Origin of the sequence: Streptomyces sp. NPDC088194, assembly GCF_040702025.1 — a bacterium.
In the GTDB taxonomy this organism is placed as follows: Bacteria; Actinomycetota; Actinomycetes; order Streptomycetales; family Streptomycetaceae; genus Actinacidiphila.
Genome location: NZ_JBFBIV010000009.1, coordinates 41,366 through 60,943 on the forward strand (window position 1 = coordinate 41,366; position 19,578 = coordinate 60,943).

Annotated in this window: 20 protein-coding genes; 11 read left to right on the forward strand and 9 right to left on the reverse strand. The window is 74.8% G+C overall.

What is annotated here, in order from left to right; translation table 11 throughout:
- Positions 1–15 precede the first annotated feature (15 nt).
- Positions 16–1,092 (reverse strand): phosphatase PAP2 family protein, encoded by a 1,077-nt coding sequence (locus tag AB0399_RS06930; RefSeq protein WP_366410496.1) that lies wholly within the window; start codon positions 1,090–1,092, stop codon positions 16–18.
- A 237-nt stretch (positions 1,093–1,329) separates the two neighbouring features.
- On the opposite strand from AB0399_RS06930, the gene AB0399_RS06935 reads away from it, so the two are divergent.
- The 7 genes from AB0399_RS06935 to AB0399_RS06965 all read left to right on the forward strand — a co-directional run bounded on the left by AB0399_RS06935 (position 1,330) and on the right by AB0399_RS06965 (position 7,116).
- Positions 1,330–2,019 (forward strand): TetR/AcrR family transcriptional regulator, encoded by a 690-nt coding sequence (locus AB0399_RS06935; RefSeq protein ID WP_329369184.1) that lies wholly within the window; start codon positions 1,330–1,332, stop codon positions 2,017–2,019.
- A gap of 64 nt (positions 2,020–2,083) precedes the next feature.
- Positions 2,084–2,674: a histidine phosphatase family protein gene (locus AB0399_RS06940; protein ID WP_329374281.1), complete on the forward strand. Its 591-nt coding sequence runs from the start codon at positions 2,084–2,086 to the stop codon at positions 2,672–2,674.
- A gap of 237 nt (positions 2,675–2,911) precedes the next feature.
- On the forward strand, positions 2,912–3,349 hold the full coding sequence (locus tag AB0399_RS06945) for a hypothetical protein (protein WP_366410497.1): 438 nt from the start codon (positions 2,912–2,914) through the stop codon (positions 3,347–3,349).
- A 94-nt stretch (positions 3,350–3,443) separates the two neighbouring features.
- Positions 3,444–4,298: a fused MFS/spermidine synthase gene (locus AB0399_RS06950; RefSeq protein ID WP_366410498.1), complete on the forward strand. Its 855-nt coding sequence runs from the start codon at positions 3,444–3,446 to the stop codon at positions 4,296–4,298.
- 32 nt (positions 4,299–4,330) lie between these two features.
- Positions 4,331–4,810: a hypothetical protein gene (locus tag AB0399_RS06955; protein WP_329369190.1), complete on the forward strand. Its 480-nt coding sequence runs from the start codon at positions 4,331–4,333 to the stop codon at positions 4,808–4,810.
- Positions 4,811–5,054: 244 nt separating this feature from the next.
- Complete coding sequence (locus tag AB0399_RS06960) at positions 5,055–5,747, forward strand: response regulator transcription factor (protein ID WP_329369192.1); 693 nt, start codon at positions 5,055–5,057, stop codon at positions 5,745–5,747.
- Between the two features lie 25 nt (positions 5,748–5,772).
- Positions 5,773–7,116 (forward strand): HAMP domain-containing sensor histidine kinase, encoded by a 1,344-nt coding sequence (locus AB0399_RS06965; RefSeq protein ID WP_366410499.1) that lies wholly within the window; start codon positions 5,773–5,775, stop codon positions 7,114–7,116.
- A gap of 512 nt (positions 7,117–7,628) precedes the next feature.
- On the opposite strand, the gene AB0399_RS06970 is transcribed toward AB0399_RS06965, so the two are convergent.
- Positions 7,629–8,348, reverse strand: coding sequence for a flavin reductase family protein (locus AB0399_RS06970; protein WP_366410500.1), 720 nt, complete (start codon positions 8,346–8,348; stop codon positions 7,629–7,631).
- A 56-nt stretch (positions 8,349–8,404) separates the two neighbouring features.
- Between AB0399_RS06970 and AB0399_RS06975 the strand changes: the two genes are divergently transcribed.
- From AB0399_RS06975 to AB0399_RS06985, 3 genes are all read left to right on the forward strand, one after another.
- The gene (locus AB0399_RS06975; protein ID WP_366410501.1) at positions 8,405–9,172 is read left to right on the forward strand and encodes a helix-turn-helix domain-containing protein; all 768 of its coding nucleotides are present in this window, start codon (positions 8,405–8,407) and stop codon (positions 9,170–9,172) included.
- Between the two features lie 184 nt (positions 9,173–9,356).
- Positions 9,357–10,511 (forward strand): right-handed parallel beta-helix repeat-containing protein, encoded by a 1,155-nt coding sequence (locus AB0399_RS06980; RefSeq protein WP_366410502.1) that lies wholly within the window; start codon positions 9,357–9,359, stop codon positions 10,509–10,511.
- 161 nt (positions 10,512–10,672) lie between these two features.
- Positions 10,673–11,665 (forward strand): methyltransferase, encoded by a 993-nt coding sequence (locus AB0399_RS06985; protein ID WP_329374283.1) that lies wholly within the window; start codon positions 10,673–10,675, stop codon positions 11,663–11,665.
- 138 nt (positions 11,666–11,803) lie between these two features.
- Here the strand turns inward: AB0399_RS06985 and AB0399_RS06990 are convergent, their stop codons facing one another.
- The 7 genes from AB0399_RS06990 to AB0399_RS07020 form a co-directional block, all read right to left on the reverse strand.
- Positions 11,804–12,130 (reverse strand): TcmI family type II polyketide cyclase, encoded by a 327-nt coding sequence (locus tag AB0399_RS06990; RefSeq protein WP_329369200.1) that lies wholly within the window; start codon positions 12,128–12,130, stop codon positions 11,804–11,806.
- A gap of 6 nt (positions 12,131–12,136) precedes the next feature.
- Complete coding sequence (locus AB0399_RS06995; protein ID WP_328464411.1) at positions 12,137–12,643, reverse strand: SRPBCC family protein; 507 nt, start codon at positions 12,641–12,643, stop codon at positions 12,137–12,139.
- A 29-nt stretch (positions 12,644–12,672) separates the two neighbouring features.
- Positions 12,673–12,957, reverse strand: a complete 285-nt coding sequence (locus tag AB0399_RS07000; protein WP_328464409.1) for an acyl carrier protein — start codon at positions 12,955–12,957, stop codon at positions 12,673–12,675.
- A gap of 55 nt (positions 12,958–13,012) precedes the next feature.
- Positions 13,013–14,272, reverse strand: a complete 1,260-nt coding sequence (locus AB0399_RS07005; RefSeq protein ID WP_366410503.1) for a beta-ketoacyl synthase N-terminal-like domain-containing protein — start codon at positions 14,270–14,272, stop codon at positions 13,013–13,015.
- Complete coding sequence (locus tag AB0399_RS07010; RefSeq protein WP_329369205.1) at positions 14,269–15,552, reverse strand: beta-ketoacyl-[acyl-carrier-protein] synthase family protein; 1,284 nt, start codon at positions 15,550–15,552, stop codon at positions 14,269–14,271. The genes AB0399_RS07005 and AB0399_RS07010 overlap by 4 nt, the downstream gene beginning before the upstream one ends.
- Positions 15,549–15,998 carry a cupin domain-containing protein gene (locus AB0399_RS07015; protein ID WP_328464403.1) on the reverse strand — a complete coding sequence of 150 codons (450 nt, stop codon included), beginning with the start codon at positions 15,996–15,998 and terminating at the stop codon, positions 15,549–15,551. The genes AB0399_RS07010 and AB0399_RS07015 overlap by 4 nt, the downstream gene beginning before the upstream one ends.
- A 79-nt stretch (positions 15,999–16,077) precedes the next feature.
- On the reverse strand, positions 16,078–17,238 hold the full coding sequence (locus AB0399_RS07020) for a SchA/CurD-like domain-containing protein (RefSeq protein ID WP_366410504.1): 1,161 nt from the start codon (positions 17,236–17,238) through the stop codon (positions 16,078–16,080).
- 365 nt (positions 17,239–17,603) lie between these two features.
- On the opposite strand from AB0399_RS07020, the gene AB0399_RS07025 reads away from it, so the two are divergent.
- Positions 17,604–19,439, forward strand: a complete 1,836-nt coding sequence (locus AB0399_RS07025) for an FAD-dependent monooxygenase (RefSeq protein WP_366410505.1) — start codon at positions 17,604–17,606, stop codon at positions 19,437–19,439.
- Positions 19,440–19,578: the final 139 nt, after the last annotated feature.

Here is a 19,578-nt window from a genome sequence, read left to right on the forward strand (position 1 = left end):
CACCCTCCGGGCGGGTCAGTTGCGCGCGGCCGGTTCGCCGTCGGGCAGGGGCGCGGTGCCGCTGCTGTCGTCGGGAGCCGGGGTCGGGCGCGGCACGGACGGCGCGGCGGCGGGGTCCGCGCTCTCCGTCGCCGGTTCGCCGCCCGAGGGGGAGGCGGATGCCGTTCCCGTGATGCTCGTCGCATCCTGCGCGGTGCCGCCGGAAGCGGTCGACCCGGACGGCGCGGCCACGGCAGCCGCCGTACCCGCGAGAGCACCCGTGGCCGCATCCGTGCTCGCGTCGGCGGCGTCCTCGCCCCGGGCCGCGGCCGGCCGCCCGAAGCCGTACCGCGTGTACAGCGCGTCGACCATCCGCAGCGCCGGCTTGGCCAGCAGGAAGCCGATGCCCATCACCAGCACGCCCGCGGCGGCGTCCAGCAGGTAGTGGTTGGCGGTGCCCATCACCACGAACGCGGTCATCAGCGGGTAGATCACGCCGAGGGTGCGCACCGTCCAGTGCCGCCCGTAGCGGAAGAGCATGATCCCGCACCACAGCGACCAGCCGACGTGCAGGCTCGGCATCGCCGCGTACTGGTTGGTGAGGTCGCCCATGCCCCGCGGCGCGCTCGCCTCGCTGCCCCACCAGCCGTAGGAGCCGTACTGCGCCATGGTGTCGATGAAGCCGTGGTGGCCGGTGAGCAGCCGGGGCGGCGCGGTGGGCATCAGGGTGAAGCCGATCAGCCCGATCAGGGTGGACAGCATCAGCCAGGTGCGGGCCATCCGGTAGTGGGTGGGCCGGCGGCGCCACAGCCAGACCAGGACCGTCGGGGTGACGATGTAGTGCAGCGACGCGTACGCGAAGTCGGCCGGCACGCCGAGGAAGGCGTGGTCGGTGAAGAGCCGGTTGAACCAGCGCTCCGGGTCGATGTGCACGATCTGCTCGAAGTGCAGGATGTCGGCGCCGTGCTGCACGGCGCTGCTCACGTCGCCCCGCACCAGCAGCCGCGCTCCGGAGTAGAGCGCGTAGACCACGGCGATGAGCGGAAGTTCGGTCCACCAGCGCAGCCTGCCGCGGTAGGCAGCGGCGCGCGGCGCAGTGGCGGTGATCGTCATCCGGACGTCTCTCCAGGTTCTCCGTTGGCCGCGGGTCCGGCGGTCTGGTCGGTGGCGTAGGCTCAACCGTACGCCGTACGTTACGTGCGGCGCACATCGCCCCCGAAGTTTCGCAGATACCCCGAGTTCGTACGGTGTTCAGCCCGGTTGTGCAGGGTAAGGACACCGCGAAGGACGCCCCGGTTCCGCTCCCGGGTTGCCTGCCGCGAGGTACGAAGGACGAGAACAGAGATCCCGATGTCGGTATCCCCGTCGGCCCAGCCGCTCCGCTCCCCACGGCGCCGCGCACCCCGTAACACGCTCAACCCGGATCGTATCCTTGATGCCGCCATCGCTCTGCTCGATCGGGACGGCGCCGAGGCTTTCACCATGCGCGCGCTCGCCGAGCAGTTGGGCGTCGCCACGATGGCCGTCTACTCGCACTTCCGCGGCAAGGACGAGATCAGCGACGCCGTCGCCCAGCGCCTGCTGGACACCGTGGAGCTGCCGAGCGCCTGCGGCGCCCACCCGGACCGCGAGCTGCGCGAGGTCTGCCTCGGCGTCTACCGGCTCTTCACCGAGCACCCCTCCGCGCTCCAGCTCCTCACCACCCGCTCCACCCGGGGCGACGACGCGATCGCCGTGATCGACCGGATGCTCGCGCTGCTGCGCGCGTCGGGGCTGTCCCCGCAGGCCGCGGTGCGCGCGCATGTGGCGCTGATGCAGTACACCGTGGGCTCCGCGCTGTGGAGCACCCGGCGCGCCCGGGTGCTGTGCGAGGAGGGCGCCCGCGAGCGGGTCCGGGCCAAGCTGGACGCCCTCCCGGCCGAGCGCTACCCGGCGCTGGCCTCGCTGGTCCCCGAGCTGCTGTGCGCGCAGGAGGACGCCGGGGCGCAGTACGAATGGGGGCTCGACCAGCTGCTGCGAGGGCTGCTCGCCGAGGTCTGACGGCGGTGGGCGATGATGGAGGCGTTTCGGCCCGGTCCGCGAAAGGTCCTTCGGTATGGCAGTGGTGGCGCCGCGTATTCTCCTGGTCCGGCACGGGCAGACGGAGTGGTCCCGCACCGGGCGGCACACCGGCCGCACCGACATCCCGCTCACCGAGGAGGGCCGGCGCACCGCGCTGCTGCTCGGTGAACGCCTCGCCCGCGCCCCCTGGAACGGCCTGCCCGACGCCGAGGTGCGCACCTCGCCGCTGCTGCGCGCCGCCGGCACCGCAGACCTCGCCGGGTTCGGCCGGGCCAAGGAGTGGGACGCCCTGCTCGAATGGGACTACGGGCAGTACGAAGGGCTGACGCCCGCGCAGCTCCAGGAGTTGCGGCCCGGCTTCCACATCTGGCGGGACGGGGTGCCCGGCGGGGAGAGCCTGGCCGCGGTCGCCGAACGCGCGGACGAGGTGATCGGGTGGGCCCGGTCCGCGCCGCGTGACGTGCTGGTCTTCGCGCACGGCCACTTCCTGCGCGTCCTGGGCGCGCGGTGGCTCGGCTTCGACCCGGCCTTCGCGGCCGCGCTGCGTCTCGACCCGGCCTCGCTGTCGGTCCTCGGCTGGGCCTACGGCGCGCCGGCGATCGAGCGCTGGAACGATTCGGCGCACCTCGAGTAGCCCGCGGGCGGCGGCTCCCTGGTGACCTCTCCCCGGTGGCCTCGGCGGTGACGTTCCCCGCGGCCTCGGCGGCTCCCCGGTGGCCCTCGCCCGCAGGCCCCCGGCACCCCCGAACAGGGGGGCGGCGTGGGGATTCGCCAGGCAACGCCACCCCTGGCGACGGCCCCCCGGTACCACGGATGCCGTTGTACGAAGTGGGAGCCGATCACGTCGGCTCCCCCTTGGAGGGAGGTTGCCGTGGAGAAGAGCAGTACTTCGGGCCACAGCCCCGAACCGAGCGTGCCCCCGGCGCGGGAGGTGGTGACCGTGCCGTCCAGGCAGGGTCTGGAGGCCGTGGACCTGCTCCGGTTGAGCACGGGCGTGGGGCCGGTGTTCCACGACCGCGTCGGGGACAGCCTGGCGTTCCTGGTCCCGCTGGGCACCGCGGACCGCTGGGACCTGCCCGGCAGCCAGTGTCACCGTACGGGCGGCGACCTGACCCCCTGCGGCAGCGGCTGGGTGGTCCCGCCGCACACCGACCGGGCGGTGACGGACCCGGCGGTGCTGCGGGAGGCGCTGGGTGTGGCCGCACGGACCATCGAGCTGGTCGACGGGTTCGCACAGCAGCCGCAGCACCAGCCGCAGCAGCACCAGCCTCCGGCGTCGTCGTCGTCAGGTGGCGTGACGCCGGCGTGAGGTCGGCCGCGTCCTGAGCGCGGGATACGGCGCCGAGACCGTGGCCGGGTGGACCGCGAACGTCGACGGCGGTGTCGTCGTCGATAATCGGACCATGGCACGTCATCGGCGCGGTACCGAGGAGCCCCGCACCACACCCGTGGGCGGGGGCCTCGCCGAGCTGCGCCCGGACCGCGAGCGGCCGCGGGCGTGGACCCTGCTGGTGGGCGGCGCCCCGCACTCCCATGTGGACCTCGCCGACCCGGCCCACCTCGACTTCGCCTACCAGCGCAGGCTCGGCCACGTCATCGACCTCGCCGCGCCCCCCGGCCGCCCGCTGCGGGTGGTGCACCTCGGCGGCGGCGCGCTCACCCTCGCCCGCTACACCGCGCACACCCGGCCGCGGTCGACCCAGCAGGTCGTCGAGCTCGACACCGCGCTCACCGAGCTGGTCCGGGCCGAACTCCCCTGGGACCGCGCCTGGCGGATCAAGGTACGCGGCGGCGACGCGCGGGAGGGCCTGGCGAAGGTCCCCGACGGCTGGGCCGACCTGCTGATCGCCGACGTCTTCGCGGCCGCCCGCACCCCCGCGCACCTCACCAGCGCCGAGTTCCTCGCCGACGTCCGCCGTGCCCTCGACCCCCAGGGCCTCTACGCCGCCAACCTCACCGACGGCGGCGCGCTCGCCTTCCTGCGTGGCCAAGTCGCCACCGCACAGGCCGCGTTCGCCGAGACCGCGCTCGCCGCCGACCCGGCGGTGCTGCGCGGCAAGCGCTTCGGCAACGCGATCCTCCTCGCCGCCGACCGCCCCCTGCCCGTCGCCGAACTCACCCGCCGCGTCGCCACCGACCCCCACCCCGGCCGCGTCGAACACGGCCGCGCCCTCGCCGACTTCACCGCCGGCGCCCCCGTCGTCACCGACACCACGGCCACCGCCTCCCCACCGCCCCCCGCCCACGTCTTCGACTGACCCGCCCGGCCCGTCCAGGGCAGGATGGGGGCGTGCGCAGAGGGGCACTGCACGTCGGCGTCTGGGCAGTGGCTACCGCGGTGGCGGTCGCCATGTCCTGGTTCGGCGTGCGCTCGGTGCTCCGCGGCACCGCCTACGACCCCCCGCGCACCCTCCCGATCCCCGCGGCGAGCAGCGGCCCCCCACCCGGCATCTCCAGCGCCGTCCACCGCCCCAAACCCTCACCCCACCCCACCACTTCACGACCCCCCGCCTCCCCCCACCCCACCGGCGACCCCGCCGACGTCCACAGCTACACCGTCGCCGGCGGCCAGGTCGTCCTCGACCTCGGCCCCACCTCCGCCTCCCTCGTCTCCGCAACCCCCGACCCCAACTGGCAGATGCAGCTCTGGACCACCCAACCCGGCTGGCTCCGCGTCACCTTCACCTCCCCCTCCACCTCCACCGCCTCCACCCTCCTCTGCACCTGGAACGGCCACCCCCCAACCGTCCAGACCTACAAAGACGGCTGACAATTCCAGCCCGACCAAAACCGAGCCCGAGCAAAGAACCAGCCCGCGCAAAACCCAGCCCGACCAAACCCAGCCCGACCAAAGAACCGGCCCGAGCAAAACCCAGCCCGCGCGGCGTTTGAGCGCAAAAGTGACGCGCCCACGTCCACCACCCCAAGCCCGCGCGGCGTTTGAGCGCAGACAAGCTCCCCCGGGCAAGCAACCCCGGCTCTTCCCGCGGAGCGAATTCGCTAGGTTCGGCTCCATGGCAACAGTCCTCGTCGTCGAAGACGACCAGTTCGTGCGGTCCGCCCTCATCCGGCATCTCGGCGACGCCGGGCACACCGTGCGCAGCGTCGGCACCGCGCTGGAGGCGCTGCGCGAGGTGGCGCAGGTCGGCTTCGACGTGGTGATCCTCGATCTGGGGCTGCCGGACCTGGACGGCTCCGAGGCGCTGAAGATGCTGCGCGGGCTGAGCGACGTACCGGTGATCGTGGCGACCGCGCGGGACGACGAGGCCGAGATCGTACGGCTGTTGAACGCCGGTGCCGACGACTACCTGGTGAAGCCGTTCTCCGTGGAGCACCTGTCGGCGCGGCTGGCGGCGGTGCTGCGGCGGGCGCGCGGCGGGGCGGCGGGGGAGCCGGCCGGAGGCGGGCGGATCAGGGTCGGCGGCCTCGAGATCGACGTACGGCGCCGGCTGGCGTTGCTGGACGGCGGCCGACTCGACCTCACCCGGCGGGAGTTCGACCTGCTGGCGTTCCTGGCGGCCCGCCCGGGCGTGGTGGTGCCGCGCCGCGAGCTGCTCGCGGAGGTGTGGCGGCAGTCGTACGGCGACGACCAGACCATCGACGTGCACCTGTCGTGGCTGCGCCGCAAGCTCGGCGAGACCGCGGCCCGGCCGCGCTACCTGCACACGCTGCGCGGGGTCGGCGTCAAGCTGGAGCCGCCGGCGTGACCGGCATACGGAGGGCGGCCCGGCGATGAGATGGGCGCTGATACGGGTGTCGGTGGCGGTCACCGCGATGGTGGTGCTCGCCTTCGCGGTGCCGCTCGGCCTGGTGGTCAGGGAACTGGCCAGGGACCGCGCGCTGACCAACGCCGAACGGCAGGCCGCCGCCGTGGCGCCGGCGCTGGCCATCACCACCGACCGCACCGAACTCGCCCGGGCCGTCGCCACCGCCCAGGCCGGCGGCGAGAACCGGATCGCGCTGCGCATCCCCGCCACCGCGCACTCGGCGGCGGTCGACCTCGGCCGGCACCGCGCCCCGCGGGCCGCGTTCGACGACGCGTCGGCGCACGGCGAGGCCGCGACCGTACGGGTGGCCGGCGGATACGCCCTGCTGCGGCCGACCGCGGTCGGGACCGGCACGATCGCGGTCGTCGAGGTGTTCGTGCCCGAGGCCGACGTCACCCGGGGAGTGGCCACCGCGTGGCTGGTGCTCGGCGCCGTCGGGCTGGGCCTGATCGCGGGTTCCGTGGTGGTCGCGGACCGGCTCGGCAGCCGTACGATCCGGCCCGCGGTACGGCTGGCGGGCGCCGCGCGCCGGCTTGGCGAGGGGGATCTCGCGGTCCGGGTGCCCGAGGCGGGGCCGGACGAACTGCGTTCGGCCGCAGCCGCGTTCAACGCGATGGCCGACCAGGTCGTCCAACTCCTCGCCAACGAGCGGGAACTCGCCGCCGACCTCTCGCACCGGCTGCGTACCCCGCTGACCGTGCTGCGGCTCAACACCGCCTCCCTCGGAGAGAGTCCGGCCGCCGAGCACACCCGCGCGGCCGTCGCCCAACTCGAACGCGAGGTGGACCAGATCATCCGTTCCGCGCGCGAGCAGCGGTCCGGCCCGGCGGTGCCCGCGGGATGCGACGCGGCCGAGGTGGTGCGCGAGCGGATGGCGTTCTGGTCCGCGCTCGCGGAGGACGAGAACCGCGAGGTGCGCACGGCCGGCGCCGACCGGCCGGTACGGGTGCCGGTCGCCCGGGCGGACCTCGCCGCCGCGCTCGACGCGATGCTCGGCAACGTCTTCCGGCACACCCCGGAGGGGACGGCCTTCGCCGTGGACGTGCACGAGTTCGACGGCGCGGTGATCCTGCTCGTCTCCGACGCCGGCCCCGGCGTCGCCGACCCCGCCGCCGCGCTCCGGCGCGGCCACGGCGACGGCGGTCCCGGGTCCACCGGGCTCGGGCTCGACATCGTGCGCCGGGTCGCCGAGTCCACCGGAGGGGACCTGGCCATCGGCCGCAGCGTCCTCGGCGGCACCGAACTCCGTATCCGCCTCACCCGCACCCTCCCCGCCCCCGCCCCTCGCCCCACCCACCGCCGCGGCTAGGTCGTCTTTGGGAAGCCCCCCGACTTCGGCGGGGGAGGCGCCCCCATCCCGTGGCGCCTGGCACGCACGCTCTCCCCCTGCCTTCGGCGGGTGGGGGTGCCTCCCGCGAAGCCAGGGGGAGTGCCCCCGGCGTTGTCGGGCTGGTCCGAGGAGGCCCACCACGAGGGCAACCCTCCGCCGTGCGATCTGGGGGCACCTCCCACGCCGAAGGCTGTGGGGGAGCACCGGACGCCACGGGCCCTGCCCTTCGGGCGGACGGCGCTACGTCCACCACACGGCCTGGGGTCTGTCGTGTGGATCTCCGCGGCGTCGCGTCGCCCGGCACGCGCATCCGCCGCGTTCTCGTCGGTCGCCGGCTCCCCCACGGCCTGGGGCGTGGGGGCGCCCCTACCGCGTCGACTCCCTCTTCCGCCTTGCAGCTTGGGGGCGGGGACCACCGGACGCCGCTCCTTCACCCACGGAGATCCACCCGGCGGGCCCCAGCCGTGTTGACCCGGGGAGGCGGGTGCGGCTCAGCCGCCGGCAGGCGACCGCGGGGTTTCGGAGCGGTAGGTGTGGCCGAGTTCCGGGCCGAGCCCGAAGTAGTGGCGGAAGTTGTAGACGAGAGGGCTCCAGGCGGCCGGATCGACATGGTGGGTACCGGGCACGACGATCCGGGGATCGGCGTGCACCCGGAGAACCGCCGCTTCCACGATGACGAAGTCACCGGAGACGTCCGCCCGCACCCGTTCGGCGCGGGCCTCGAACTGGAGCGGGCAGGTCGCGACGCGAGGCGGCCGGACCAGGTCGGAGGGTTCGCCGCGCAGCCCGGCCGCGCCGAACTTGTCCGGCTCGAACCGGCAGCCCGCGGCCTTGCCCTCGGGCACCGGATTCCGCCCGGTCAGCGGCGCCAGCCGCTCCACCGCGGGCCACTGCGCGGGCGCGGGCAGGCTGATCACCAGCTCGGGCCGGACCGCGAGGTTGCGCGCGGTCTGCCCCTCCCCGCCGAGGCCGAGCACGATCGTCCGGCCGAGCGCCCACGCCGAGGACATCGGAGCGAGGTTGAACGAGCCGTCCGCGTTCTCGGTGCTGAGGAGCACCACCGGCGTGCCGAAGTACAGCACGCTGGGCTCGATGACCTGGTGCGACGGTGCCTGTCCCTGTGCCTGTGCCGGTGCCTGTGCCGATACCGGGGCGGGTGCCGTCGGTGGTGCGGTCGCCCCGGGCCCGGCACTCGTGGATGCGCTGTTCATGGCCCGGACCCTACGAACCGGACGCTTCGGCGGCCGCCGAAGCGTCCGGCGCGACAATGGACCGTATGCACACGCACGGCGCACGCGACGCGGGCCCGGACCTCGCCCGCGTGGCCGGGCTGATCGCCGACGGCACCCGGGCGGGCTTCTGCCTGGCGTTGCTCGACGGCCGGGCCTGGACGGCGAGCGAACTGGCCCGCCACATGGGCGTCGCCGCCTCGACCGCGACCGGACACCTCAACGCGCTGGTGGCGGGTGGCCTGCTCGCGGAGGCGCGGCAAGGGCGCCATCGGTACGTACGGTTGGCGGGCCCGCAGGTGGCCGAGCTGATCGAGGGCCTCGCGGCGCTCGCCCCGGCCCGCACCCCGCCGCCCCCGCCACCGTCGCTGTCGGCGTCCGGCCGCCGCCAGGCCCTTGCCCACGCCCGCACCTGCTACGACCACCTCGCCGGGACCCTCGGCGTCGCGATCACCGACGCGATGGCCGCGCGCGGCCTGTTGAGCGACGCCCACGGCCTCGGGCTGACCGCTGAGGGGGCCGCCTGGCTCACCGGCCTGGGCATCGCCGTGCCCGCGGGCAGCCGCCGGCCCGCGGTGCGTTCGTGCCTGGACTGGACCGAGCGCCGTCCGCACCTCGCGGGCAGCGTCGGCGCCGCGCTGTGCCGGCACGCCTTCGACGCGGGGTGGATCACCCGGATCGGCACCACCCGCGCGGTGGCGGTCACCCCGGCGGGCCGGCACGCCCTGCACGCCCTGCTCGGCCTGCCCGCCGACCTCCTCCCGGCACCCGGCCGCACCGCCGGGACGCCGGCCGCCCGGCACTAGTCCCACCTCGTACGGCGGACCGCCGCCGGAGTGCGTATCACCCCAGTGACTTGTGTGAGTGGCGGTGCGGGTGGGGCGTCCATAGCGTCGAGTCGGCGGCCCGAGCCGCCGTTTTTACGTCGATGCCCCTGCGCGGGGCCGAACGGAAGCGGGTCGGGCGATGGGTCGGGCGATGGTGAAGCGCGTGGTAGCGGGGACGTCGGTGGCAGCAGCGGCGGTGGCGGCGGTGGGAGCCGGGGGAGCACCCGCACAGGCGGCCTCCGTGCGGGTGGTGCACCCGGGGGAGTCGATCCAGGCGGCGGTGGACGCGGCCGCGCCGGGCGACACCGTACTGGTGCTGCCGGGCACGTACCGGGGCAGCGTGCAGATCAGCAAGCCGCGGGTGACGCTGCGCGGCACCGGCGCGGGCATCACCGTACTGGCCCCGGCCACGACGGCGTCCGACCCGCAGAGCACGACCGGTCCGGCGAACCCCGCGACCAACCCCGCGACGAATCCTGCGACGAATCCCGCGACGAACCCCGACACCGGGAACGCGACAAGCACCAGCACCAGCACCAGCGCCGTCGCCTGTGCCGCGGCCGGTGACGGCCTGTGCGTCACGGGCGCGGACGGCGTGCGCGTCGAGTCCCTGACGGTCACCGGCTTCGCGAAGTACGGCATCTGGGCCACCTCCGCCGACCGCCTCACCATCGACCACGTGCGGGCCGACGCCAACGGCCAGTACGGCATCGGCCAGGAGAAGTCGATCCGTTCGCGGTTCACCTCCAACGAGGCGAGCGGCAACGGCGAGGCGGGCCTGTTCGTGGCGAACGCCGTCTCCGAGGAGGGCGGCGCCACCGACACGCAGGGCACCGAGATCCGCGGGAACGCCCTCACCGGCAACCACATGGGCCTGGTCGTCCGCCGGCTGCGCCGCGTCACGGTCGACGCCAACACGATCTCCGGCAACTGCGCCGGCGTTTTCCTCGTCGGCGACGAGAACACCCCGCGCGCGGGCGAGATGACGGTCACCGGCAACACGGTCGACGCGAACAACGCCTACTGCGCGGCCACCGCCCGCCTGCCCTATGTCCAGGGCTCCGGCATCGTGCTGACCGGCGTGGAGAACACCCTGGTGAGCGGCAACGAGGTCACCGGCAACGTCGGCGCCTCCCCGCTGTCCGGCGGCGTCGTGCTCTTCCCGAGCTTCACCGGCAAGCCCGACTCCGGCAACACCGTGCGGAACAACACGCTGCTGCACAACGGCCCGGCCGACCTCGCCGACCGTGACCACGGCACCGGCAACACCTTCACCGCGAACGAATGCCAGGTCTCCCTGCCCGCGGGCCACTGCTGACCTGCGGTGCCCGAAACCGCCATGACGCCATGAGAAAGGGCGGCACCATGACGACCACCCCGGACACCGAGGCCCAACGGGGGGCCCAGCCGCCCCCGTCCGACCCCGCCGCGGCCGAAGGATCGGCCGGAAACCCCGGAGCCGCCGCGGGAGCCGCCTCGATGCGGCTGCGCGAGATCGTCTTCGGCGCCGCCTGCGCCGCGTCCGTACGCGCCGCCGCCCGGCTGGGACTTCCCGACGCCCTCGGTGCATCCCCGCGCACCGCGGAGGAGTTGGCCGCCGACCTCGACGTGCGGCCGGAGCCGCTGCGCCGGCTGCTGCGCGCGCTCGCCTGCTACGGGGTCTTCACCGAGGAGGCGGACGGCCGCTTCACGCACACCGAGATGTCACGGCTGCTGCGCGAGGACGCGCCCGGCAGCCTGCACCACATCGCGCTGTGGTGCACCGAGCCGTGGACCTGGGACGCCTGGCCGCGCCTGGACGAGGCGGTCAGGTCCGGCCGCGACGTCTTCGCCGACCTCTACGGCAAGAGCTTCTTCGAGTACCTGCACGCCGACGCGGCCGACTCCGCCCGCGTCTTCGACCGCGCGATGACCTCCTCCAGCCGGCAGGCGGCCCGCGACCTCGCCGCGTACGTCGACCTGACCGGCGTCCGCAGCGTCGCCGACATCGGCGGCGGCCAGGGGCTCGCGCTCGCCGGGCTGCTGGAGAAGGAACCCGGCCTGCACGGAACCCTGCTGGACCTGCCCGACGTCGTCGCCCACGCCGACCCGCGGCTGCGGGACGGCGGGGCGCTCGCCGGCCGGGTCCGGCTCGTGCCCGGCGACTGCCGCACCGAGATCCCGGTCCGGGCCGACCTCTACGTGCTGAAGAACATCCTCGAATGGGACGACGCCAGCACCCGTGCCACGCTGCGCAACGTCGTGGCCGCCGCGGAGCCCGGCGCCCGGGTCCTGGTGATCGAGAACCTCGTCGACGACAGCCCCTCCATGCGGTTCACCACCGCGATGGACCTGCTGCTCCTGCTCAACGTCGGCGGCGCGAAGCACTCCCGGGCGAGCATGACCGCGCTCATGGCCGAGGCCGGGCTCCCCGTGAGTGCGGTACGACCGGTCAACCCCCACCTGTTCGCGTTCGAGTCCCGGGTGAACTGACCCTCCGGGGCGGGTGGTCCTGTCGGTTCCAGGACCACCCCCCGGTGGACGGCCGGGGTACCTCCCAGGCGGAGTTCCGGGAGAGCGCGGCTCCCCGCGCCCCTGGTCTCAGGGGCGCGGGGAGACCTGGCGGAACGGCTAGTCGCGTTCCCAGCGGTAGAACTCCTGGGCCATCGCGTCCTTCGGCTCGCGCCAGTTGACCGGGTCGTACGCCGACACGTAGGGCGCGAGGGCCTCGCTGATGCGGCGGAACTCGGGGTGCCCGGTGTGCTTGGCGACCTCGGGTCCCGGCGGCCGGTCGGCCTCGATCAGGTGCAGGTAGAGGTCGTCGTGGAACCGGAAGAGGCTGCGCCCGGTGACGCCGATCAGCCCGGGCAGTTCACCGCGGTCCGACGCGGCGAACTCCTCGGCGATGGCGGCCGCGGCGTCCGGCTTCATCCGGGCCACGATCAGGCTGCGGTGCATGCGCGCTCACGCCCCCTCGGCGGTGCGGGGCGGCATCGCGGACAGCCCGCGCTCGGCGGCCTGCTTCTCGACGCGCTCGCGGATGCGCTCCATCTGGACCACGGAGTTGCGGTTGATCCGGTCGGTCATGGCCGCGTCGTCCACGGGCGCGGTCGGCTTCATCGCGAAGTCCTGCACCCACCGCATGGAGGTGCCGCCGGGCACCTCGGCGTACTCCCAGTGGATGTCCATGTGCGCGAACGGGCCGGTCTCCACCCGCCGGGCGCGCACGGTCAGGTTGCGGCGGTCGGTCACCCGCTCGGAGACCCAGCTCCACACGGTGCCGTTCTCGTCGGGGTGCATGGTGAGCCGGAAGGTGACCTTGTCGCCCTCGCGCGCCATGATCTCGACGGCGGCGTACTCGCTGAACAGCTGCGGCCAGCTCTCCAGGTCGTTGGTGAGGTCCCAGGTGAGGTCCACCGGGGCGGCGATGATGATCTCGTTCTCGGTGTGCCCTGCGGTCGATGCTGCCATGATCTGAACTCCTTCTCGTCGGGTACGGGTCAGGCCGCGGCGGCGTTGAGCTGGGAGTTGACGCTCGCCAGGAACTCGTGCGGGGTCTTGCAGGTCTCCGCGTCGTCGCCGATCTTGCGGCTGTAGCGCTTCTCCAGCTCGGCCACGATGCCCAGCAGGCCCAGCGAGTCGAGGTTGAACTCCTCGAACGTCGTCGCCGGGCTGGACGCCATCGCCGACGGGTCCACCGACAGCCCGGCCCGGTTCTTCATCAGGTCGGACAGCTCGTCGAAGGTGACGGGGCCGTCCGCGGTCGTGTTCGTCGGGTCGTTCATGGGTCCTTCTCCTTCGGTGGGGGGGGAACTTCGGTGGGGAACTTCGGGGGGAACCTCAGTGGGGGGAAAGGGGGGACTCGGGCGCGCGCAGCACCAGCGCCGCGTTGCAGCCCATCAGCCCGCGGCTGAGCACCAGCGCGGTGCGCAGCGGCGTGATGCGGGCCTCGCCGGTGACCACGTCGAGGTCGTGCCGGACCTCGGTCACGTTCGGGGTGGGCGGCACCACGCCGTGTTCGAGGGCGAGCACGGCCGCGGCGGCGTCCAGCGCCGAGGCGGCCGCGTAGGCGCGGCCGAAGCCGGTCTTGGGGGCGGTGACGGGTACGGTCGCGGCGCGCGGCCCGAGCGCGTCGGCGATGGCGAGGGCCTCGGCCTGGTCGGCCTCGGGCACGCCGAGCGCGTCGGCGAAGACCACGTCCACCTCCTCGGGCGCGCAGCCGGCCTCCGCCAGCGCGCCCCGCGCCGCCCGCGCCAGGCCCTCCCGGGAGTGCCGCCAGCCGCCGGTGCCGGTGAAGGTGGCCGCGTGCCCGGCGACCACCGCCCGTACCCGCGCGCCGCGCCGCCGGGCCGCGGACTCCTCCTCGACCACGAACATCGCGCCGCCCTCGGCGGGGGAGTAGCCGCAGGCGTCGTCGGTGAACGGCAGGTAGGCGTGCCGCGGGTCGGTGGCCAGGCTCAGCTCGTCGTAGCCGAGCTGGCACACCACGGAGTACGGCGCGAGCGGGGCCTCGGTGGCGCCGACCACCATCGCGTCGGTACCGCGCCGGATGGCCCGGCCGGCGTGCGCGAACACGTCCAGGCCGCCGGCCTCGTCGTCGGCGAGCACCCCGCACGGGCCCCGGAAGCCGCCGCGGATCGAGACCTGGCCGGTGCTGGCCGCGTAGAACCAGGCGATGGACTGGTACGGGCCGACGAACTGCGGCCCGCTGCCCCACAGTTGCTGCAACTCGCGCTGGCCGAACTCGCCGCCGCCCGAGCCGGCCGCGGTGACCACGCCGATCGCGAACGGCGAGTCCGGGTCCGCCGCCAAGTGGGCTTCGGACAGCGCGAGTTCCGCGGCCGCCATGGCGAAGTGGCTGAACCGGTCGGTCTGTACGAGGAAGCGGTCCTCGACCAGCCCGGCCGGGTCGAAGCCGTCCTCGATCTGGCCCGCGACCTTCAGCGGCAGCCGCTCGCAGCCCTCCCGGCGGACCGGGCCGAGCACCGAACCGCCCAGCTGCACCGCCTTCCAGAACGCCTCGGTGCCCACGCCGTTCGGCGCGACGACGCCGATCCCGGTGACCACGGTCTGCCCGCGGCCGCTGTCGGTCCCGCTCATGACGTGCTCCTCTCGGCGTGCGCGAGCACCACCGCGGACTGGAAGCCGCCGAAGCCGCTGCCGACCGACAGCACGGACCGCAGCCGGACCGGCCGCGCGGTGCGGGGCACGTAGTCCAGGTCGCAATCCGGGTCCGGGGTCTCGTAGTTGGCGGTCGGCGGAACCACGTCGTGGGTCAACGCCAGTGCGCACGCGGCGAGTTCGATCGCGCCGATCGCGCCGAGCGAGTGCCCGACCATCGACTTGATCGAACTCATCGGCACCGTGCGCGCGTGCTCGCCGAGCGAGCGCTTGACCGCCGCCGTCTCGTGCCGGTCGTTCTGCTTGGTGCCGGAGCCGTGCGCGTTGACGTAGTCCACGCCGGTCCGGTCGATCCGCGCGTCGGCCAGCGCCTGGTCGATCGCCTCGGACATCTCCCGGCCCTCGGTGGTCAGTCCGGTCATGTGGTAGGCGTTCCCGAAGGTCGCGAAGCCGCGCAGCTCGCAGAGGATGCGGGCGCCGCGCCGCCGGGCGTGCTCCCACTCCTCCAGCAGCAGCACCGCCGAGCCCTCGCCGAGCACGAAGCCGTCCCGGTCCGCGTCGAACGGGCGCGAGGCGTGCGCCGGGTCGTCGTTGCGGGTCGAGGTGGCCTTGATCGCGTCGAAGCAGGCGACCGTGATCGGCGAGATCGGCGAGTCCGCCGCCCCGGCCACGATGATGTCGGCCTTGCCCTCCTGCACGGCGTGGAAGGCGTGGCCGACCGCGTCGAGACCCGAGGTGCAGCCGGTGGAGACCGTCTGCACCGGGCCGTGCGCGCCGATGTCCTCGGCCACCTCCGAGGCGAGCGCGCTGGGTTGGAACGCCCGGTGCAGATGGGCGCCCGCCTCCTGCGGCGACACGTCCCAACGGCTCCCCGACGCACTGACCTTGACGTAGTCGCGCTCCAGCCGGGTGGTGCCGCCGACGGCCGAGCCCAGGCACACCCCGACCCGCCACGGGTCCTGCGCGGCGAGGTCGAGACCGCTGTCCCGGATCGCCTCGCGCGCCGCGGTCAGCGCGAACTGGGCGTACCGGTCGGCGCGTTCGGCCAGCTCGGCGCCGAGCCCTGCCCTCTTCGGGTCGAAGTCGCACTCCGCGGCGATCCGGGAGCGGAAGCCGGCCGGGTCGAAGAGGCTGATGCCGCGGGTGGCCGTACGACCGGAGGTCAGCAGGTCCCAGAAGGCCGGTACCCCGATGCCGCCGGGGGCGACCACCCCGAGGCCGGTGACCGCGACCCGGCGGTCCCCGCCAGGGCGGTTCACGCCCGCGCCTTGGTCGGGTCGGGAGGCGCCGAGGCAGCCTCGCCGGCCACCTCCGCCACGCCCTCGGTCTCCTCGGTGTCCACGTGGCCCAGCTCCGGGCGGGGCGCGAGCGGGCCCAGGTGGAAGACCATCCGCGCCTCGCTGTCACCCACGTTCCGGAACCGGTGCCGCATGTCCACCGGGATCATCAGGCCCTGCTCCGGCCGCAGCGGGTGGCTCACGCCGTCCAGGTCCACCTCCAGCTCCCCGCTCAGCACGTAGACGAACTCCTCGGAGTACGGGTGGTAGTGCTCGCCGATCCGCTCGCCCGGCTGCACGATCGCCACGCCCATGAAGCCGCTGGTCGCGCCGACCGACGCGGGCGTCAGCAGGGCCCTCAGGTCGCCGCCGCGCCGGCGGTTCGGGCTGGTGTCGTCCAGGTGCACGAGGCGCACTTCGTTCGTCATTGCGGCTCCTTCGGGGCGGGGTGTCCTGCGGGTGTGGGCGGGGATGTGGGTGGCGGGCCGGTGTCGCGGGGCTGCCGGGTCACCGCGAGGCGCGGTCCGTGACGGGGGTCATGGGGTGGCCGCCGTGGCCGAGCCCGGTGGGGTCGGCGGGCTCGCCCGGCACGAGGAGTTCGCGCAGCACGTCGGTCGGGCCGTCCGAGGGGACCGGCGCGGCCGGGCCGTCGGAGGGGAGCCCGCGGACGTCGATGACGCGGACCACCGTGTCGTCGCGCTGGAAGACCGTGGAGGCGGCCAGCGGGTGCGTCGGGTCGGTGGCGGCCGCGGCGTCGAGGGTGCCGAGCAGCCGGGCCGCGTCGGCGCCGCGGCCGGGCCGTACCGGGTAGAGGAACGCCTGCCGGGTCAGCGGCTCGCCTGCGCCGAGGGCGGGGGCCGGGTCCGTCTCGTGGCCGACCGCGGGCAGGGCCGCCCGGGCGAAGAAGGCCCGCGCCGAGGCGGCGGCGGTGAGGTCGCGGTCCTCTTCCAGGTAAGGGTTGATCGCCTCCTCGACGGCCCTTACCTCCGGCTGCGCCGCCACGTGCCGCAGCGCGTTGCCGAGGTCTCCCGCCACCTCGACCGCCCGGACCACTCGGTTGCCGTACATGAAGAGCGACGTGCGCAGCAGCCGTGTGGTGTCGTCCACCTGGGCCCGCGGCGCGCGGTAGTCGGACAGCAGCTTCGCCACCGCTTCCTCGCTGCCCGGCTTCACCGTGAAGGTGATCGCGTGCCGCACCACCCCGCCCGAGCACAGCGGCGGCGCGGGCACCGGGTCGAGCCCGGCGGCGGGCGCCGCGGGCGGCTTCGCCGCGGTCCGGGCGGTCTGCGCGCCCTGTGCGCCCGGCGCGCCCTGCTCCGGCGTCTCGCGCGCCACCAGGAACCGCAGCGACCTGGTGTCCCGCACGCACCCGTGCAGTGGCTCGACCATCGCCCGGTGCGCGGCGCTCTCCACCCACTCCAGGAACGGCTCGCTGCCCTCCCACTCGCTGGTGATCAGCCACTGCGAGGAGTTCCCGAGCGACTGGCACAGCTGGTCGCTGATGTGTCCGGGCACGGCCGCCACCTGGTGGCGTATCTGCTCGTACGCCTCCAGGAAGCGCTGCTGCCTGCCGTCGAGCACGTCCAGCAGCAGTACGACGCGCAGCCGGGCGGTGCCGGGTACGGCGGAGGAGGAGGGCGGGGCGAGCCGGTCGTCCAGAGTCGTCATGGAAGATCGTTCCTCTCGGGTGGGGCGGGGTGCGGACGGCCGCGGGCCGAGCCGCGTGGTGGGGAGCCCCGTGGTGGTGCCGTTGCCGGGGCGCGGCCGGAGGGCCCTGAGCCGCGGGGCCGCCGCCGGGCGGTGATGCCTTCCGCATATGCGTCAGGCCGTATGCGCGCGGCGGGACCGCCTGTTTCCGATGCTCAGCCCCGGGCGGGAATCGTGCGCGGCACGTGAGGCGGCCGAGTGAAGCACCGCCCGACCCGGCCCGCGGAACGCCCCGGCAGGGAAAGGAGCTACCGCCGGGAAGCATCCGCGCGGCGGGCCCGGGCCCCACTGCCGTGCGCACCCCCACTCCCACTCCGGAGAACCCCATGACGAACGCCCCGCACCCCGCGCCGCCGCCCGGCTCCCCGCAGCCCGGCTCAGCCGCCCCCGCCACCTCGGCCGGCTCGGCCGGCGCCGACGGGCACACCGACGACCGGGTGCCCGTCCTGATCGTGGGCGGCTCCCTCGTCGGCCTGTCCGCGTCGCTCTTCCTCGGCCGCCTCGGCGTGCCGCACCTGCTGGTCGAGCGGCATGCCCGCACCTCGCACCACCCGCGCGGGCGCGGCAACAACGTCCGCACCATGGAACTGATGCGCGTCGCGGGCGTCGAGGACCGTATCCGCGCCGCCGCGTCCGTGCTCGCCGAGAACCACGGCATCCTCCAGGCCGACACCCTCACCGGCTCCGAGCAGGAGTGGCTGTTCCGCACGATCGACCCCGGCGGCGGGCTCTCCCGGATCAGCCCGTCCGGCTGGTGCCTGTGCAGCCAGAACGACCTGGAGCCCGTGCTGCTGGCGGCCGCCCGCGAGGCGGGCGGCGACATCCGCTTCGGCACCGAACTGGTGTCGTTCGCGCAGGACGCGGACGGCGTCACCGCCGAGATCGCCGACCGCGCCTCCGGCCGGGTCCGCACCGTGCGCGCCGACTACCTGATCGCCGCGGACGGCCCGCGCAGCCCCGTCCGCGAGCGCCTGGCCATCCCCATGACCGGGCCCGGCGACCTCTTCCACAACGTCAGCGTCACCTTCCGCGCCAAGCGGCTGGCCGACGCGGTCGGCGACCGCCGCTTCATCGTCTGCTACCTCACCAACCCCGAAAGCCCCGGCGCGCTGCTGCCCGTCGACAACGCCCAGGACTGGGTCTTCCACGCGCCCTGGCGCCCCGGCGACGGCGAGCGCCTGGAGGACTTCACCGACGAGCGGTGCACCCACCTCATCCGCACCGCGGTCGGCGTGCCCGACCTGGAGGTCGAGATCACCGGGAAGGCGCCCTGGCACGCGGCGGAACGTGTCGCCGAGCGGTACGGGCGCGGCCGCGTCCTGCTCGCCGGGGACTCCGCGCACGAGATGTCGCCCACCGGGGCGTTCGGCTCCAACACCGGTATCCAGGACGCGCACAACCTCGCGTGGAAGATCGCCGCCGTCCTCGAAGGATGGGCCGGGCCCGGCCTGGTGGACAGCTACGACGCCGAGCGGCGCCCGGTCGCGCTGGCCACCGCCGCCCGGGCGTCGGCCCGTTCCGCCGAGCACAGCCACCCCGGATACGAAGCGGCGCCGGTCATGGCCGGGCCGCGGGCCGGCCTGCTTCCGGCCGTCCTCGGCTACCGCTACCCGCTCGGCGCGGTGCTCGGCGCCGATCCCCAGGAGGCCGCCGTTCCGGACGACTTCAGCCCGCGGGCGGTGCCCGGCGGGCGCGCACCCCACCTGTGGGTGCGCCGCGCCGGCGAGCGGATCTCCACGCTCGACCTCTACGAGCGCACGCCGGTCCTCCTCACCGGGCCGGCCGGCGGCGCCTGGCACGATGTCGCGCGGCTCGCCGCGGAACGGACCGGGGTGCCCCTCGCGTGCTACCGGTTCGGCCAGGAGCTGGAGGCCGACCCGGACGGCCCGGGCGCCTCGGGCGGCACCGCGGGCTCGGGCGGACCTGCGGGCTCGGGCGGACCTGCCGGCCCGGGCGGGCCTGCGCCGAGCGGGCCGCCCGGGGGAGCCCCCGGCGGCGCACCGGCCGGGCCGCCCGACTTCTGCGGGTTGCACGGCATCGGGGAGGAGGGTGCCGTGCTGGTGCGGCCCGACGGGTTCGTGGCCTGGCGCTGCGAGGGTGCCCGCCCCGACCCGGAGGGGGTGCTCCGCGCGGCCCTGGACGAGGTGTTCTGCCGGGGCTGACCCGCCAGGGTGCCCCCGCCCGCGGTGCGCGGGACCTCGGGGGCCGCGCGGAATCTCGGGGGCCTCGCGGGGCCTCGCGGGACCGGCCCACCCCCGGCAGGTGGGCCCGGAACCGGCAGCGCCGGGCGGCCCGGGGGGT